Origin of the sequence: Rhizobium sp. LjRoot98, from assembly GCF_964252935.1 — a bacterium.
Lineage (GTDB): Bacteria > Pseudomonadota > Alphaproteobacteria > Rhizobiales > Rhizobiaceae > Pararhizobium.
The window spans coordinates 43,757-59,799 of record NZ_CAXUPW020000001.1; the positions used below are offsets into that span (position 1 = coordinate 43,757).

Consider the following 16,043-nt stretch of genomic DNA (forward strand, 5'->3'; position numbering starts at 1 on the left):
ACGTGACCAGAAACCCGCGCGATCGAACCGAACGGCCCGGAAAACCCGCAGTCCGGATCGGACGCGCGGGCAAGAAGGTCATCATGCCCACAGACGACACCGTGATCATTCACGGCGCTGTGCCGCCGCGTGATGTGCTGATGCGGTTCATTTCGGAAAATCCGGACAAGGCGTCGAAACGCGAGATCTACAAGGCTTTTGGCCTGAAGGGCGAAACCCGCATCGAGCTGAAATCCCTTTTGCGCGAGATGGAGCAGGATGGGCTCCTGGAGAAGAAGCGTAATTCGCTTGTGCGCCCCGGCGCCCTTCCTCCCGTCACGGTTCTTGACATCACCACCCGCGACAAGGATGGCGAGCTGATTGGCCGTCCGGCCGAATGGCCGGATGATGCGGGCGTGGCACCCGCCGTTTCGATCCGTCAGTCGAGTGTCGGCCAGTCCAAGGGCAAGACGCCCGTCGGCGGTATCGGCGACCGGGTTCTGGCGAAGATTTTCCCGGCCAAGGATCGCGGCGGTCCGGCCTATACGGCGCGCATCATCAAGGTGCTCGACCGCAAGCGCAACAACAACGCAGCACTGGGCGTCTTCCGGGAAATGCCCGGCGGCGGTGGCCGGATCATGCCGATCGAAAAGCGCGGCGAGGAAATGCAGGTCGATGCCGAGCACCAGGGACCGGCCAAGGACGGCGACCTGGTCGAGGTCGAAATCGTCCGCTCCGGCCGTTTTGGTCTGCCGCGCGCCGCAGTCAAGAACGTCATCGGCTCCGTTGCTACCGAAAAAGCGATCTCGATGATCGCCATCCATGCGCATGGCATTCCCTACATCTTCCCCGACAGCGTCATCAAGGAAGCCGATGCCGCTGGCCCCGCCAGCATGTCGCACCGCGAGGACTGGCGTTCGCTGCCGTTGATCACCATCGACCCGGCCGACGCGAAGGACCATGATGACGCCGTACATGCCGAGCCCGACCCGTCGCCCGACAATGAAGGCGGCGTCATCGTCACCGTCGCGATCGCCGATGTCTCCTGGTATGTGCGGCCGAAATCGGCGCTCGACCAGGAAGCAGCCAAGCGCGGCAATTCGGTCTATTTCCCCGACCGCGTCGTGCCGATGCTGCCGGAGCGGATTTCCAATGAACTCTGCTCGCTCAAGCAGGGCGTCGATCGGCCGGCGCTTGCCGTTCGCATGCGGTTTTCCAAGGAAGGCCGCAAGGCTGGCCACACCTTCCATCGCATCATGATGAAGAGTGCTGCCAAGCTCTCCTACAACCAGGCGCAGGCCGCGATCGATGGCAATCCGGACGATCAGACCGGACCGCTGCTGGAGCCGATCCTGAAGCCGCTTTGGAACGCCTATGCGATCCTGACGCGCGGCCGCGACCGGCGCCAACCGCTCGAACTCAACATGCCCGAGCGCAAGATCGTCCTCAAAGACGACGGCACTGTCGATCGCGTCTTCGTGCCGGACCGGCTCGATGCCCACAAGCTGATCGAAGAGATGATGATCCAGGCCAATGTGGCCGCAGCCGAGACGCTCGAGATCAAGCGCCAGCCGCTGGTCTACCGTGTCCATGATGCGCCGTCGCTCGCCAAGCAGGAGACGCTGCGCGAGTTTCTGGCGACGCTCGACCTTTCGCTGGTCAAGGGCGGCAACCTGCGTTCCAACCATTTCAACGGCATCCTGTCGCAGGCTGCAGACAAGCCGTTTGAGACCATGGTCAACGAGATGGTGCTGCGTTCGCAGAGCCAGGCAATCTACAGCCCGGAAAATATCGGCCATTTCGGCCTCAACCTGATGAAATACGCCCATTTCACCTCGCCGATCCGCCGTTATGCCGACCTGATCGTGCATCGTGCGCTGGTCGGTACGCTGGGGCTTGGCGAAGGCGGCATCACGCCGGCCGAGGAAGCGGCACTCAATGATATTGCAGCCGAGATTTCCACGTTCGAACGCCGGGCAATGGCCGCCGAGCGTGATACCATCGACCGGCTGATTGCCCATCACCTGAGTGGCCGGGTCAACGAGGAATTCGACGGACGCATATCAGGTGTGACCAAGGCGGGACTATTTGTCACTCTTCCGGCCTATGGCGCAGACGGGTTCGTGCCTATATCTACGCTGGGACGCGATTATTTCATCTATGACGAAGCCCACCAGGCCCTTTCCGGCGAAAAAACCGGACTTGGCTATCGTCTTGGCGATCAGATCCGCGTCAAACTGGTGGAAGCCGTGCCGCTTGCCGGCGCGCTCCGCTTCGAGATGATCAGCGAAGGACGCAAGATGCCGACGGCAACGCGCTCCTTCCACAAGTCCGGCCGCAGGGATCGCAGCGGCGCTCGCAAGATGCCGGGAACGCGACCACCGCGCGGCAAGCGATAGAGGATGTGAGGGATGCGCCTTGCGTCCACAGGTTGAGGATATGGACATGCAGGCAACTGGCAGCACTCCGGAAACAGTCCGCTTCGAGCAGACACGCGAAGCCGATCGTCCGGTTGGACGATCGATCAAGCGCGGACTTCTGAACAAGTGCCCGGCCTGCGGCAGCGGCAAGCTGTTTGGCCGCTTCCTGAAGACCGTGCATGAATGCTCGGCCTGTGGCGAGCAGCTGGACCAGCATCGCGCCGATGATTTTCCGCCCTATATCGTCGTCACCATCATGGGCCACATCGTGCTCGGCGGCTTCATGGCAACCGAAATGCTGCTGCCGATGTCGAACTGGGGTCATCTGGCGATCTGGGTGCCGATCACGATCATCGGCTCGCTCGCGATGATGCAGCCGGTCAAGGGCGGTGTCGTCGGCCTGCAATGGGCTCTGAAGATGCACGGATTCGGCGGCCATGCTGACGAACCGGCAGACGCCCTGCCGGTCCCGGACCGGACTGCGTGACAGCCAGTAGTGGCGGGCCGGACGACGGCCCCTCCCTCGATAATGTCAAAATACGGTCGCCGCGGCCGCGCGATGCCGCGTCGATCATGCTGCTCGACCGCTCGCAGGCTCATGTGCGCGTCCTCGTCGGGCGCCGGCACAAGGCGCATGTCTTCATGCCAAACCTGCATGTCTTTCCCGGCGGCCGCCGGGACAGGGACGACCACAAGCTCCCCTTTAGCGGCGATATGCAACCCGCTGTGCTGGAGCGGTTGAAAACCGGTTACAAGCATTCTGCCTCCCATAGCCGCCTTCGCGCCATCGCGCTTGCCGCCATTCGCGAACTGCATGAAGAGGCGAGCATCGCAGTCGGTTCTTCAGGCTGCGGAAACACTCTGTTACCTTTCCTTCCCGATTTGACAAACTTGCGCTATATGGCACGGGCGATTACGCCGCCGGGACATCCGCGCCGTTTCGACACCCATTTCTTCGCCCTGTTCACGGACGAAGCGGGGATCGATCCGGGTGATATCCGCGACAGCCGGGAGCTTGAAGACTTGAGATGGATTGATGTGAACGATGTTTCGGCAGTGCAGTTGCCGGACATTACCGAAATCATCCTTGGCGACTTGAGGGCAAGCCTTCAATCGGACGCATCTCTGCCCTTCGGAAGACCGGTACCGTTCTATTACACCCGTCATGGGCGCTTTGTCCGCGACCTCCTTTAGGGAATTTCATTGCATGTCACAGCCGCCGTCCGGCACGCCTGCGCCGGTTGAGGAAATACACTGGCCATCGCTGGTTGCCGCCGTTGCCGCCATCACGGCCGTCGGCATCGCAATCGGCCTCGGCCTGCCGCTGCTCAGCATCATCATGGAAAAGCGCGGTATCTCCTCGACGATGATCGGCCTGAACTCGGCAATGGCAGGTCTTGCCTCGATGGCGGCAGCGACCGTCACGGCGAAGATCGCCCACCGTTTCGGCGTCGCCAATACCATGCTGCTCGCTATCGTCCTTGCCGCGATCAGTGCGCTCGGTTTCTATTACATCCAAAATTTCCTGCTGTGGTTTCCGCTGCGTGTCGTCTTTCACGGCGCGATCACGGTGCTGTTTGTCCTTTCCGAGTTCTGGATCAACGCCACAGCCCCACCGAGCCGCCGCGGGCTCGTCCTGGGGATTTACGGCACTGTCCTGTCGCTCGGCTTTGCCGCGGGCCCCCTGCTCTTCTCCATCCTCGGCAGCGAGGGCATCCTGCCATTTGCCTTTGGCGCCAGCGTTATTCTGCTGGCAGCCATACCGATCTTCCTAGCCCGCAACGAAAGCCCGGTTCTGGACGAAAAACCCGAACTGCATTTCATGCGTTACGTGTTCCTGGTGCCGACCGCCACCGCCGCCGTGTTCATTTTCGGTGCTGTCGAATCAGGTGGCCTGTCACTCTTTCCAATTTACGGAACCCGCAGTGGCTTCACCGAATCGCAGGCAGCCTTGCTCCTGACCGTCATGGGCATCGGCAATGTGATTTTTCAGATTCCGCTGGGCATGCTGTCCGACCGCATGAAGGACCGGCGCAACCTTTTGGCCCTGATGACCGTTGTCGGGTTGATCGGCGCGCTGTGCCTGCCCCTCCTGCAGGGCAACTGGTGGCTGATGGCTGTCGTGCTCTTGTTCTGGGGCGGCAGCGTCTCCGGCCTGTATACGGTCGGTCTCAGCCATCTCGGTTCGCGCCTGACCGGTGCCGATCTCGCCGCCGCCAATGCCGCCTTCATCTTCTCCTATGCGGTGGGAACGGTGGCAGGACCGCAGGCCATCGGTGCCGCCATGGATATTTCTGGGAATAACGGTTTTGCCTGGGCAATCGCCGGATTCTTCGGGCTTTATGTGGTACTTTCCGTGGTGAGAATCGTTTTCAACCCAAAACGGACTTGACTTTTCGGGTGCGATTTGTAGTTTCGCGCCAAGTTTGCCGGGACCCTTCCCTTGGAAGTCCGCGGCTTTGTTTTTTTATAAAGGCAGGACGACCATGGCGAAAGCTGCAAAAATCAAGATCAAGCTGCTGTCGACGGCCGACACGGGTACTTTCTACGTGACCACGAAGAACAGCCGTACGAAGACGGACAAGATGTCCTTCACGAAGTACGACCCGGTCGTACGCAAGCACGTTGAATTCAAGGAAACCAAGATCAAGTAAGATCTGGTTTTTCTTGTGGAGTTAAGAAGGCGTCGGCTGAAAAGCCTGGCGCCTTTTTCTTGTCGCCCAGTGTGGTACGGGTGAAACGGCGATACAGCCGGGATTAGGCCCTAAAACAAAAACGCTGCCCCCACGACAGGGACAGCGTTTTAATGGGCGTCGGCTGACCGCTACCGCGGCACGAGGAACCGCATTGGCAACAGATCAGCCGACAAACCCCACGACCCAGGAGATGCGGCGGACCTGACATCATGGGGTAACTGATGGGAGTTGCTTTCTCCCTTGCCCCAGAGAATTGACTGAAAACAAAAAAAAATCAATGAATTCTTAACTACGGCGCGCAAGAGCGCCCGGCCATGGTTAATTTAACCATTACCTAATGGACCATCCAGAGCTGATTCTGCGGTGAGCCGATCCTCGAAAGATTGTTTTTAAATGTAGTATTACTTTTTCATAGAATGACGAAATGGCAATGCGAAAAGCCTCATTAAGGCAATCGAAATGTTTAAATATTTGAATTGTATATTTTATTTCGTGATACTAGAAATCACCCGTGATTTTTCCCGTCTACATGGCAGAGATTACGGGCCAATCTGACTACTTTTGCGCGACAAACCATCCACGAGCACGCTTTCCGGTCAGCTTATCGCGCCGTCCGAACAAGCCCGTCTTTTTCCTGTGGAAAACCGCGCAAAAGGCCGATATCCCGCTCAAATCCCTCTCAGGCAGCAGCGGCTACTACCCGGTTGCGGCCATTGTTCTTGGCCTGATACAGCGCCGTATCCGCACGTTTCAGCAAAGCCTCCGCTGTATCGCCTTCCGGGTTTAGCGTCGCAATGCCAAGTGACGCCGTTATCGAGAGACGCCTATCGGAATTCGGCAGAACGAAGCTCCTGTCTTCGACAATGGAGCGCAAGCGCTCGGCGATCGCTGCGGCCGCATCCGCCGGTGTATCCGGCATCACGACAACGAACTCCTCGCCGCCAAACCGGCAGGCAAGGTCGGCGCCACGCACCGTCGAGCGCACACGATGAGCAAAATCACGCAGAACCTCGTCTCCAGCGTCATGACCATAGGTATCATTGACGCTCTTGAAGCGATCGATATCGGTGATGCAGATCGACAGCGGCCGGCCGCGCGCAAGAGCGCGATCGATCAGAAGCTTCAGATGATTGTCGAGATAGCGGCGATTGTGCAGGCCGGTCAGCCCGTCCGTGACCGCCAGCTCGATCGTCTGCTTGACGCTGGCGCGCAGCCGGTCATTGCAATGCTTGCGGCGGATCTGCGTCAGACTGCGGGCAACCAGTTCGTTCGGATCGACGGGCCGCATCAAATAGTCGGTGACGCCCAGATCGAGTGCGCGAACCACCATCTCGTCATGCCCCTGCTCGGCGATGATGAGGAGCGGAATATAGCGCGTGCGCTCCAGCGAACGAAGTTGCGAGCAGAGCCGCAACGGATCGTAGTCATCGAAATTCGAGTTGACGATGACGAGATCGAAACTGTTTTCGGCGGCCTCAAACAAGGCTGCCTGCGGATCCGACATCGCCGTCACTTCCGCAATCGGCTTCAAGGCCCGGATGATGCGCTCCTGCGAGCTCCCCCGGCCATCGACAAGCAGGACATTGCCGAACTCGTCGGGCCGATCCAATGCGGTCATATCCTGCAGGCCGACATTGTGGGCAGTTTCGGCGCGAAGGCGCAGTTCGTCGCTAACATTCTTCAGCCGGACGAGACTTTTGACCCGTGACATCAACTGCAGGTCGTTGACCGGTTTGGTCAGAAAATCGTCGGCGCCGGCTTTCAGCCCCCTCACCCGATCCGACGGCTGATCGAGAGCTGTCACCATGACGACGGGAATATGCGCGGTGCGCGGGTTCGACTTCAGCCGCTCACAGACCTCGAATCCATCAATGCCCGGCATCATGATATCGAGCAGGATGAGATCCACCGGCTGCTTCTCGCAGATTGCCAAAGCCTCATAACCATCGGATGCCGTCAGGACGTCAAAATACTCGGCGACAAGCCGTGCCTCGAGCAACTTGACGTTGGCCGGTATGTCATCGACGACAAGGATCCGTGCAGTCATGCAATCTTTCCTGCCTATAAGCGCTTGAAACAGAAAGCCGGTTCAACTTTCAAATTCGTCTCATGCGCAAGAATATCGTTAAGGGGCTTCTTATTGGAAGCCCCTGGCGCCGCATCAGGCATCGCCCAAATAAGTTTTGATCGTCTCAATAAATTTCGGCACCGAGATCGGCTTGGAAACGTAGGCTTCGCAGCCTCCTTGCCGGATACGCTCTTCATCACCCTTCATCGCGAAGGCCGTAACGGCTATCACGGGGATGACATGCAATTCGTCATCTTCTTTCAGCCATTTCGTCACCTCAAGCCCGGAAACCTCCGGAAGCTGGATGTCCATAAGGATCAGGTCTGGCCGATGTTTACGAGCAAGATCAAGGGCTTCCATACCATTTCGGGTCTGAATGGTCGTGTACCCCGATGCCTCGATCAGGTCACGAAAGAGCTTCATGTTCAGCTCATTGTCTTCAACAATCATAACCTGCTTGGGCATTTCGATCCCTTGATTTACGGTTCCGGCTTGCATGACCATCACATCGCTATAAGTTGCGGCGCGACTGAGCTCACGGCCCCGGAAGCTTGAAGCTACAGCGATTTGGTTGAAAAACCGGTAATATCCGGTAAAAAATTACCTCAATCCGACAAGGACGAATGCGCGTGACCTCATCCGAAGAAACAGCGATTGCCATCCTCGGCTGGCTTGCAAACGAGCCGGAACTGCTGGGGCGTTTCCTGGCATTGACGGGCACTGATCCATCGTCGCTGCGCCACGCCGCCGCCGATACAGGCTTCCTTACCGGCGTCGTCGATTTCCTGATGGGCCACGAACCGACGCTGCTGGCCTTTTGCGAGACAACCGGCACACGGCCCGAGGATGTGGTGCGGGCGCATCTCATGCTGTCGGGACCAGACAATCCCGGGGATTTCTGACCGTGACGGATATCCTCGATTTCGACCATATCCGTCTGACGGACAGGCCGCTGATCGTCTGCGATATCGACGAAGTCGTGCTCGAATTCCTGACGCCGTTTCGCAACTTCCTGCGCTCCTGCGGCCGTGATCTTTTGCCCCGCTCCTTCCGCCTGCATGGCAATGTCATCGACCTTGACACTGGTTTGCCGGTCGACGATGCGATGACGAGCGAACTGCTGGAGACGTTCTTTCGCCTGCAGGGCCAGTGGCAGACACCTGCCGATCTCGCAGTCGATACCTTGGCCGGGCTTTCCACCGATGCCGATGTCGTCTTTCTCACGGCGATGCCACCCCGCCACACCAGCGTGCGCCGGGCACTGCTCGACCGCCATGGCCTGAACTATCCCCTGCTTGCCAGCGAAGAACCCAAGGGCCCGATCATCAAGCGCCTGCACGATGCCAGGGATGTGCCGCTGGTCTTCATCGATGATATCCTGCGCAACCTGCAGTCCGTTCAGACCCATGCGCCTGATTGTCTGCTGATCAACCTGATGGCAAACGCCCAATTCCGGGCCATGGCGCCGGACCCGGGCGGCGGAATCGCCAAGGCGGACTGCTGGACGGATGCGGACAGGATCATCCGTGCCCATCTGGTGGGTTAAACGGCGGGCAACGAACCGATCCCGGGCAAAAGAACAGCCGCCGTTTATCTTTCCCTTGAAGCCCATCAAGATTGCCTCTCCATACCTTGAGACTCGTCAGCTTAGGGCGTATCGTGAAAATGTTCAACTTTTGTTCCGATCGATGCAAACAGACGCGCAGCAATTTCCGGGGTTTTGCCGAGACTGCCTCACAGGCCAACCGGCCGGCATTCGCCGGTGCCGGGCCTGCGGCAGCCCGCGCCTGCTCTATCATTCCGAACTCTATCAGCTGACACTCGCCCATATCGATTGCGATGCCTTCTATGCTTCGGTCGAAAAACGCGACAATCCCGAATTGGCCGACAAGCCTGTGATCATCGGCGGCGGCAAGCGCGGCGTCGTCTCTACCGCCTGCTATATCGCTCGCATTCACGGGGTACGGTCCGCCATGCCGATGTTCAAGGCGCTGGAGGCTTGCCCGCAAGCCGTTGTCATCAAACCGGACATGGAAAAATACGTGCGGGTCGGCCGCCAGGTGCGCACTCTGATGCAGGAACTGACGCCGCTGGTGCAGCCGTTGTCGATTGATGAAGCATTTCTGGAGCTCCAGGGCACCGAGCGGCTGCATCATGATCCCCCTGCCCGGACATTGGCCAGATTTGCCCGCCGGGTCGAACAGGAGATCGGCATTACTGTTTCGGTCGGCCTGTCCTATTGCAAATTCCTCGCCAAGGTGGCGTCCGACCTGCAGAAACCGCGCGGCTTTTCGGTGATCGGCGCTGCCGAAGCATTGGATTTCCTCAAGGACAGGCCGGTGACGCTGATCTGGGGCGTCGGCAAGGCCTTTGCGGCAACCCTGGAGCGCGACGGCATCCGCACCATAGGCCAGTTGCAGACAATGGACGAAACCGTCCTGATGAAGCGCTATGGCACATTGGGCCAGCGTCTCTACCGGCTGTCGCGTGGCCAGGATGAGCGCAGCGTTGAAATCAACGGCGAAGCCAAGAGCGTTTCCTCGGAGACCACCTTTAACGATGACCTGTGCGACTATGACGATCTGGTCACACATCTGCGCCGGTTGAGCGAACAGGTGGCCCACCGGCTGCGCAAGGCCGACATTGCCGGCCAGACGGTGGTGCTCAAGCTGAAGACCGCCGACTTCAAGAGCCGGACGCGCAACCGCCGCCTCGACAGCCCGACCCGGCTTGCCGACCGCATCTTCCGCACCGGCATGCAGCTTCTGGACAAGGAAACCGACGGGACAAAATTCCGGCTGATCGGGATCGGCGTCTCCGACCTTTCCAATCCCGATCTGGCCGATCCGCCGGATCTCGTCGATACGCAGGCGACGCGGCGCGCGGCTGCGGAAGCTGCGATCAATACGCTGCGCGATAAGTTCGGCAAGGCGACGGTCGAGACCGGTTATACGTTCGGCAAGGACCGGCGAAAGTAGCAGGCTTCACATTCTCGTGTTCCAGACGGAACGGCAAAGCTTCCTTAAACCTATCAAACTAGGCTCATCTTCTGTCTCTTGCGTCCGGATGTTCCTGATGGTTTTGCGTTTTACATTTGGTCTCGGCTTCGCCCTCGCCTTGTCTGCCAGCGTTGCGTTTGCAAGCGAGCAAGCTCCTCTGCAGATCGTGGTTTCCAGGGACCAGCAGTCACTCGTGGTCTATGACGGCGATACGGTGGTCGCCACCTCCAATGTCTCGACCGGTAAGGCCGGCCATTCGACGCCAACCGGCATTTTCTCGATCCTTGAAAAACGCCGCTCCCACAAGTCGAACATTTATTCGAATGCGCCGATGCCGTTCATGCAGCGGCTGACCTGGTCAGGCATTGCGCTGCACGCCTCCAACCACGTTCCCAGCTACCCGGCCTCGCATGGCTGCATACGGATGCCGGATGCCTTTGCCAAGCAACTCTTCAAGATGACCGGCCGTGGCCTGCATGTGCTGGTCTCCGATCGCCAGTTGACGCCGGCCGCCATCTCCGATCCGTTCCTGTTCCAGCCCAAAGGGAAAGAGCCGGAACTGCTATCGGACGCTACATTGCGGCTGAGCGTTTCGCAGGTCCAGACGCAATCCGTCGAAGTTGCCACGATCGAGCCCCCGCCGGAAAAACCGGCCGCCGTCGAGATGGAAAAGCAGCCGCCGATCCGGATGCTGATCACCCATCGCGGCACACGCGAAATCACCATGGACATCCAGAGCCTGCTCAACGAGCTTGGTTATGCAGCCGGGCTCGCCGACGGCTATGCCGGTATGCAGACCGCTGACGCCATCAAAGCGTTCCAGACTGCGGAACAACTAGCTGTCGACGGCAAGATGACCGCCACCTTCATCGATGCACTCTACGCCAAGGCGGGCAAGGGCAAGCCGCCAAACGGCCAGCTTCTCGTTCGCCGCGATTTCGAGCCGTTGTTCGAAACACCCGTGTTGATCGACCGGCCGGAAGTCGCACTCGGCACGCATTTTTTCCAGTTCCAGGATATCGACGCTTCCACCGGCAAGGGCGAATGGTTCGCCATGACGCTCGACAACACATTGCCTGGACCGATGAAAAAGCGCCTTGGCATCACCATCGAGGAAGACCCGATGGCCTTCAATGCAGCCCAGCGCACACTGGCCCGGATCACGGTGCCGGACGAAACTCGCGAACGGATCGAAGAACTGCTCGCCGAGGGTTCGTCCCTCACCATTTCCGACATGGGCCTTGGCCAGGAAACAGGCGCCGGTACGGACTTCGTGACCGTCACCCGAACCCGATCAAAATCTTGATGGTCCAGCGCTAGACCAGTTCGACATCGATGACGCCCGGCGCGGTCCTCAGCGCCGCCGCAATCTCAGGCGAGATGCGATATCGCTCGTTCAATTCCACCTCGATCTCGCGCTGGCCGTTGTCCTTGATGACGATGAACGACACCAGCCCCTCGCCGCGCGCATTCAGATGCGTGGCGACCGAGCGCAACGGACCGCTATCACGGACATAGACGCGCAGCGCCTTCTGCATCTGCAGCGACCGCTCTTCCAGCGACTGCAGCGTCTGGATGCGCATGCCGATGCCTTCCGGCCGCTCCTCGGCCTGCACCGTCATGACCAGCGATTTTCCGGGCTCCAACAGGTCGCGGTACTGATTGAGCGCCTCCGAAAACAGCACAGCTTCGAACTGTCCGGTTGAATCGGAGAAGGCAATGATGCCCATCTTGTTGCCGGTGCGGGTCTTGCGCTCCTGCTTCGACGTGACCGTTCCGGCCAAACGGCCCGCCGTTGCGCCTTTTTTTACGGACGCAGCAAAATCCGAAAATGTCTGAACACGGATCTTCGACAACAGGTCGTTATAGGTATCGAGCGGATGGGCCGATTGATAAAAGCCCAGAACCTGAAATTCGCGGTGCAGCTTTTCAGACGCCAGCCATGGCGAATAAGGCGGCAGGTTGATCTTTTCCGGACCAGTCGCCGCACCCGCGCCGAACATATCGCTCTGGCCGCTGATCTTGTTGGCCTGGGCGATCTGGGCGAAGCCGAGAATGCGATCGAGGCCGCCCACCAGTTCCGCCCGATCGTAGCCGAAGCAATCGAAGGCACCAGCGCAGATCAGGCTATCGAACACCCGCCGGTTCAAAAGCTTCGGGTCGATCCTCAGGCAGAAATCCTCAAGATTAGCGAAAGGCTCATCACCGCGCACGTCAACGATATGATCGACGGCCGCTTCGCCGACACCCTTGATGGCGGCGAGCGAATAGTAGATGCGGTTGTCGCCGGTTTCGAAGCGGCGGAATGAGGTCTGTACCGATGGCGGGATCACCTCGATATCGAGCCGGCTGGCATCCTGGCGGAAGTCGTTGATCTTGTCGGTGTTCGACATATCCAGCGTCATCGACGCGGCGAGGAACTCGACCGGGAAATGCGCCTTCAGGTAGGCCGTCTGGTAGGAGACGATGGCATAGGCGGCGGCGTGCGATTTGTTGAAGCCGTAGTTGGCGAACTTGGCGAGCAGATCGAAGATCAGATCGGACTGCGGCTTCGACACACCGTTGTCGACGGCACCTGTGACGAAACGGGCGCGCTGCTTGTCCATCTCCTCCTTGATCTTCTTACCCATGGCGCGGCGCAGAAGGTCGGCTTCACCGAGCGAATAGCCCGACAGGACCTGGGCGATCTGCATCACCTGCTCCTGATAGACGATAACGCCCTGGGTTTCCTTCAGCAGATAATCGATCTTCGGGTGGATCGATTCGATCTCTTCCTCGCCGTGCTTGCGGGCATTGTAGACCGGGATGTTTTCCATCGGGCCGGGACGGTAGAGCGCCACCAGCGCGATGATGTCCTCGATGCAGTCGGGCCGCATGCCGATCAGCGCCTTGCGCATGCCGGCACTTTCCACCTGGAACACGCCGACCGTATCGCCCTTGGACAGCATCTCGTAGGTTTTCTGGTCATCAAGCGGCAATGCTTCGAGATTGACCTCGATATTGCGCTTCCTGATGAAATCGACGGCGACCTTCAGCACGGTCAGCGTCTTCAGGCCGAGGAAGTCGAACTTGACGAGGCCGGCCTGCTCGACCCATTTCATGTTGAACTGGGTGACCGGCATGTCGGATCGCGGATCGCGGTACATCGGCACCAGCTGCGACAGCGGCCGGTCACCGATGACGATACCGGCGGCGTGGGTGGACGCGTGGCGGTAAAGACCTTCGATCTTCTGAGCGATATCGAGCAGACGGCCGATCACCGGCTCCTTGTCGACTTCTTCCTGGAAACGCGGCTCTTCCTCGATGGCCTTCGACAGAGGCGTCGGGTTTGCCGGGTTGTTCGGCACCAGCTTGCAGATCTTATCGACCTGGCCATAGGGCATTTCAAGCACACGGCCGACGTCACGGAGCGCCGCGCGCGCCTGCAGCGATCCGAAGGTGATGATCTGAGCCACCTGTTCGCGCCCATACTTGCGCTGCACGTAGCGAATGACTTCTTCGCGCCGGTCCTGGCAGAAGTCGATGTCGAAGTCGGGCATCGAGACGCGGTCCGGATTGAGGAAGCGCTCGAACAGCAGCGAGAAGCGCAAGGGATCGACGTCGGTGATGGTCAGGGCATAGGCAACCAGCGAGCCGGCACCCGAGCCACGGCCCGGCCCGACCGGAATATCCTGAAGCTTCGCCCACTTGATGAAGTCGGCAACGATCAGGAAGTAGCCGGGAAACTTCATCTTCTCGATGACGGAGAGCTCGAAATCCAGCCGCTCGCGATAATCCGTCTCGGTATAACCGGCCGAAAGGCCGAGCTTCTGCATCCGGTCTTCCAGGCCTTCGATGGCCTGACGACGCAGTTCAAGTTCCTCGGCGCGCTCGGCTTCCTTCGGATCATCGGTCGCGCCGGTGAAGCGCGGCAGGATTGGTCCGCGGGTCTTCAAGACGAAGGAGCAGCGTCTGGCGATCTCGATGGTGTTGTCCAGCGCCTCCGGCAGGTCGGCAAACAACGCCGCCATGTCCTTGCGGCTCTTCAGGTAATGATCCGGCGTCAGGCGGAAGCGGCTATCGTCCGAGACCATCGCATTGTGGGCGACAGCCATCAGCGCGTCATGGGCCTCGAATTCGGCCGGCGACGGGAAAAACGGCTCATTGGTCGCCACGATCGGCAGTTCGAGCTTGTAGGCGAGATCGATGACCCGGTTTTCCTGACGGCGATCATATTTGCCGTGACGCTGCAGTTCGACATAGAGACGGTCACCAAAAACCGCGGCAAGCGCCACCAGCCGCGTTTCCGCCAGCGCATGGTGTCCCGATTTCAAGGCCATGTCGACCGGCCCGCCCGAAGCACCGGTCAGCGCGATCAGTCCTTCCGCTCCGCCTTCCTGCAGCCAGGACAGAGCGATGCGAACCGACTGGTTGCCTTCGCCGCCGAGATAGGCCCGGCTGACGATATCGACGAGCCGGACATAACCGGCATCCGTCGCTGCGATCAGAACGATGGCCGGCAGCTTGGCCAGATGCTGGGCATGACCACGCTTCTCGCCCTCGCCTTCATCTTCCATGTCAATCGCAAGCTGGCAGCCGATCAGCGGCTGCAGACCATCGTCCATACATTTCTGCGAGAATTCGAGCGCGGCAAACAGGTTGTTGGTATCGGCAATGCCGATGGCCGGCTGGCCATCAGCGACGGCCTTGCCGATGATCTTCTTGACCGGCAAAGCGCCTTCGAGAAGCGAAAAGGCGGAATGAACGCGAAGATGCACGAACTGGGGTGAAGCGCCACCGGGGGCGGCACCATCCTGCCGCTTGTCGTTTACCGCATCTGCCATGGCACACCCCGATTCCTGTGAAGGCTTCAGGATATCCCGTTTCCATCCACAGAAGTCTAGTTTTCATCCACTATGCGGCAGTATTTTCGAACCGGGCTTGGCTTGTCCACAGTCCTAGCCCTCTTCATTTCCACACGGCAGCGAATGCGTGAAAATGGCCGGTGCCTGGCACCGTTCTACATCCCGATGACAATGATCGAAAAGCTGGCGATGAACATGGCGATGGAGGTCAAAGCGGCGAGATCACGAATGAAGTCAGTCATTGGTTGGCTCCCTTTCCTTTATGTTCTTATATTGTTCCATATTTGTTCATGCGTCAAGCAGCAACAGCAAATCTTCTGCTGCCAGGAAACAGAGATGGTAAACACTTTCTGACCGCCTTTGCGGCAAGGTAACCCGGCATCTGGACGTCAGCAGGCAGGCCAACTAGTCTGGCCGGCAATGCAAATCGGGGGATGATTGATGAAGATGTCACTGGCCGTCATGACGGCACTGCTCGGCCTATCTGCCACGACGGCGCAGGCTGCGGAAACCATCGACCCGGATCGGATCGCTTTCGCTGCGACGGGCGATTGGGACAAGGACGGCAGCTCCGACCTCGCCATGCTGGTGGCCCCGGCCGAAGGGAGCGACGAGGACCACGCAGTCTACATCTATCTCAATGACGGCGACACCGGCCGGCTGAAACTGAAGAGCGTTGTACCGAACAAGGTCTGGGGAGACCTGACCATGGTCGGACGGGCGCCATCGATCACTGCGCTTGCGAACGGCTCGATCCTGATCACCACCCACAACGATTCCGTCGGCCGCGACCGCTGGGAACAGAAGCTGACGATTGCCTATCGCAACTTCGATTTCGCCGTCGCCGGATATACCTATGCGTCCTATGACACGCTCAACCCGGATGATACCACGGACTGCGATTTCAACGTATTGACCGGCAAGGGTATGCGTAACGGCAAGCCGGTCGCGATCACCGGCGAGCTGATCTTCCTCAAGGACTGGACGGATGATCGAGGTCAAAGCATGTGCGGGCTTGAATAGAGCCAGCCCGGTGC

General features: G+C 59.4%; 14 protein-coding genes. 11 read left to right on the forward strand and 3 right to left on the reverse strand.

Features of this window, described 5'->3' with window-relative positions:
* Positions 1-2 precede the first annotated feature (2 nt).
* From rnr to rpmG, 5 genes are all read left to right on the forward strand, one after another.
* Positions 3-2,378: a ribonuclease R gene (gene rnr, locus ACSQ3J_RS00255; RefSeq protein ID WP_060502110.1), complete on the forward strand. Its 2,376-nt coding sequence runs from the start codon at positions 3-5 to the stop codon at positions 2,376-2,378.
* A gap of 46 nt (positions 2,379-2,424) precedes the next feature.
* The gene (locus ACSQ3J_RS00260; protein ID WP_060502221.1) at positions 2,425-2,886 is read left to right on the forward strand and encodes a DUF983 domain-containing protein; all 462 of its coding nucleotides are present in this window, start codon (positions 2,425-2,427) and stop codon (positions 2,884-2,886) included.
* An 86-nt stretch (positions 2,887-2,972) separates the two neighbouring features.
* The gene (locus tag ACSQ3J_RS00265; RefSeq protein ID WP_060502222.1) at positions 2,973-3,593 is read left to right on the forward strand and encodes an NUDIX hydrolase; all 621 of its coding nucleotides are present in this window, start codon (positions 2,973-2,975) and stop codon (positions 3,591-3,593) included.
* A 13-nt stretch (positions 3,594-3,606) separates the two neighbouring features.
* The gene (locus ACSQ3J_RS00270) at positions 3,607-4,791 is read left to right on the forward strand and encodes an MFS transporter (RefSeq protein ID WP_060502111.1); all 1,185 of its coding nucleotides are present in this window, start codon (positions 3,607-3,609) and stop codon (positions 4,789-4,791) included.
* A 94-nt stretch (positions 4,792-4,885) separates the two neighbouring features.
* On the forward strand, positions 4,886-5,053 hold the full coding sequence (gene rpmG / locus ACSQ3J_RS00275; RefSeq protein WP_060502112.1) for a 50S ribosomal protein L33: 168 nt from the start codon (positions 4,886-4,888) through the stop codon (positions 5,051-5,053).
* Positions 5,054-5,774: 721 nt separating this feature from the next.
* Here rpmG and ACSQ3J_RS00280 read toward each other — a convergent pair.
* On the reverse strand, positions 5,775-7,142 hold the full coding sequence (locus tag ACSQ3J_RS00280; RefSeq protein WP_060502113.1) for a PleD family two-component system response regulator: 1,368 nt from the start codon (positions 7,140-7,142) through the stop codon (positions 5,775-5,777).
* Positions 7,143-7,256: 114 nt separating this feature from the next.
* A complete protein-coding gene (locus ACSQ3J_RS00285) occupies positions 7,257-7,628 on the reverse strand; it encodes a response regulator (protein ID WP_003547430.1) in 372 nt (123 codons plus the stop codon).
* Between the two features lie 158 nt (positions 7,629-7,786).
* On the opposite strand from ACSQ3J_RS00285, the gene ACSQ3J_RS00290 reads away from it, so the two are divergent.
* The 4 genes from ACSQ3J_RS00290 to ACSQ3J_RS00305 all read left to right on the forward strand — a co-directional run bounded on the left by ACSQ3J_RS00290 (position 7,787) and on the right by ACSQ3J_RS00305 (position 11,468).
* Positions 7,787-8,065: a DUF3572 domain-containing protein gene (locus ACSQ3J_RS00290; RefSeq protein ID WP_436038513.1), complete on the forward strand. Its 279-nt coding sequence runs from the start codon at positions 7,787-7,789 to the stop codon at positions 8,063-8,065.
* A gap of 2 nt (positions 8,066-8,067) precedes the next feature.
* On the forward strand, positions 8,068-8,709 hold the full coding sequence (locus ACSQ3J_RS00295; protein WP_060502114.1) for a hypothetical protein: 642 nt from the start codon (positions 8,068-8,070) through the stop codon (positions 8,707-8,709).
* 142 nt (positions 8,710-8,851) lie between these two features.
* Positions 8,852-10,141: a DNA polymerase IV gene (locus ACSQ3J_RS00300; protein WP_060502115.1), complete on the forward strand. Its 1,290-nt coding sequence runs from the start codon at positions 8,852-8,854 to the stop codon at positions 10,139-10,141.
* A 103-nt stretch (positions 10,142-10,244) separates the two neighbouring features.
* A complete protein-coding gene (locus ACSQ3J_RS00305) occupies positions 10,245-11,468 on the forward strand; it encodes a L,D-transpeptidase family protein (protein WP_082511970.1) in 1,224 nt (407 codons plus the stop codon).
* Positions 11,469-11,478: 10 nt separating this feature from the next.
* On the opposite strand, the gene dnaE is transcribed toward ACSQ3J_RS00305, so the two are convergent.
* Entirely contained in the window at positions 11,479-14,985 is a 3,507-nt protein-coding gene (gene dnaE / locus ACSQ3J_RS00310) for a DNA polymerase III subunit alpha (protein ID WP_060502116.1), read from the reverse strand.
* A gap of 161 nt (positions 14,986-15,146) precedes the next feature.
* Here dnaE and ACSQ3J_RS00315 point away from each other — a divergent pair, with 161 nt between their 5' ends.
* Together ACSQ3J_RS00315 and ACSQ3J_RS00320 are read left to right on the forward strand one after the other, a co-directional pair.
* On the forward strand, positions 15,147-15,380 hold the full coding sequence (locus ACSQ3J_RS00315) for a hypothetical protein (protein ID WP_156393937.1): 234 nt from the start codon (positions 15,147-15,149) through the stop codon (positions 15,378-15,380).
* Between the two features lie 67 nt (positions 15,381-15,447).
* A complete protein-coding gene (locus ACSQ3J_RS00320) occupies positions 15,448-16,029 on the forward strand; it encodes a hypothetical protein (RefSeq protein ID WP_112834603.1) in 582 nt (193 codons plus the stop codon).
* Positions 16,030-16,043: the final 14 nt, after the last annotated feature.

What these genes read in the sequence shown, in the direction of transcription:
- ACSQ3J_RS00265 (WP_060502222.1), top strand. Translation starts at nt 2,973, where the DNA reads ATGCTGCTCGACCGCTCGCAGGCTCATGTGCGCGTCCTCGTCGGGCGC.
- ACSQ3J_RS00300 (WP_060502115.1), top strand. Translation starts at nt 8,852, where the DNA reads ATGCAAACAGACGCGCAGCAATTTCCGGGGTTTTGCCGAGACTGCCTC.
- ACSQ3J_RS00280 (WP_060502113.1), bottom strand. Translation starts at nt 7,142, where the DNA reads ATGACTGCACGGATCCTTGTCGTCGATGACATACCGGCCAACGTCAAG.
- ACSQ3J_RS00270 (WP_060502111.1), top strand. Translation starts at nt 3,607, where the DNA reads ATGTCACAGCCGCCGTCCGGCACGCCTGCGCCGGTTGAGGAAATACAC.
- dnaE (WP_060502116.1), bottom strand. Translation starts at nt 14,985, where the DNA reads ATGGCAGATGCGGTAAACGACAAGCGGCAGGATGGTGCCGCCCCCGGT.
- ACSQ3J_RS00290 (WP_436038513.1), top strand. Translation starts at nt 7,787, where the DNA reads ATGCGCGTGACCTCATCCGAAGAAACAGCGATTGCCATCCTCGGCTGG.
- ACSQ3J_RS00260 (WP_060502221.1), top strand. Translation starts at nt 2,425, where the DNA reads ATGCAGGCAACTGGCAGCACTCCGGAAACAGTCCGCTTCGAGCAGACA.
- rpmG (WP_060502112.1), top strand. Translation starts at nt 4,886, where the DNA reads ATGGCGAAAGCTGCAAAAATCAAGATCAAGCTGCTGTCGACGGCCGAC.
- ACSQ3J_RS00285 (WP_003547430.1), bottom strand. Translation starts at nt 7,628, where the DNA reads ATGCCCAAGCAGGTTATGATTGTTGAAGACAATGAGCTGAACATGAAG.
- ACSQ3J_RS00320 (WP_112834603.1), top strand. Translation starts at nt 15,448, where the DNA reads ATGAAGATGTCACTGGCCGTCATGACGGCACTGCTCGGCCTATCTGCC.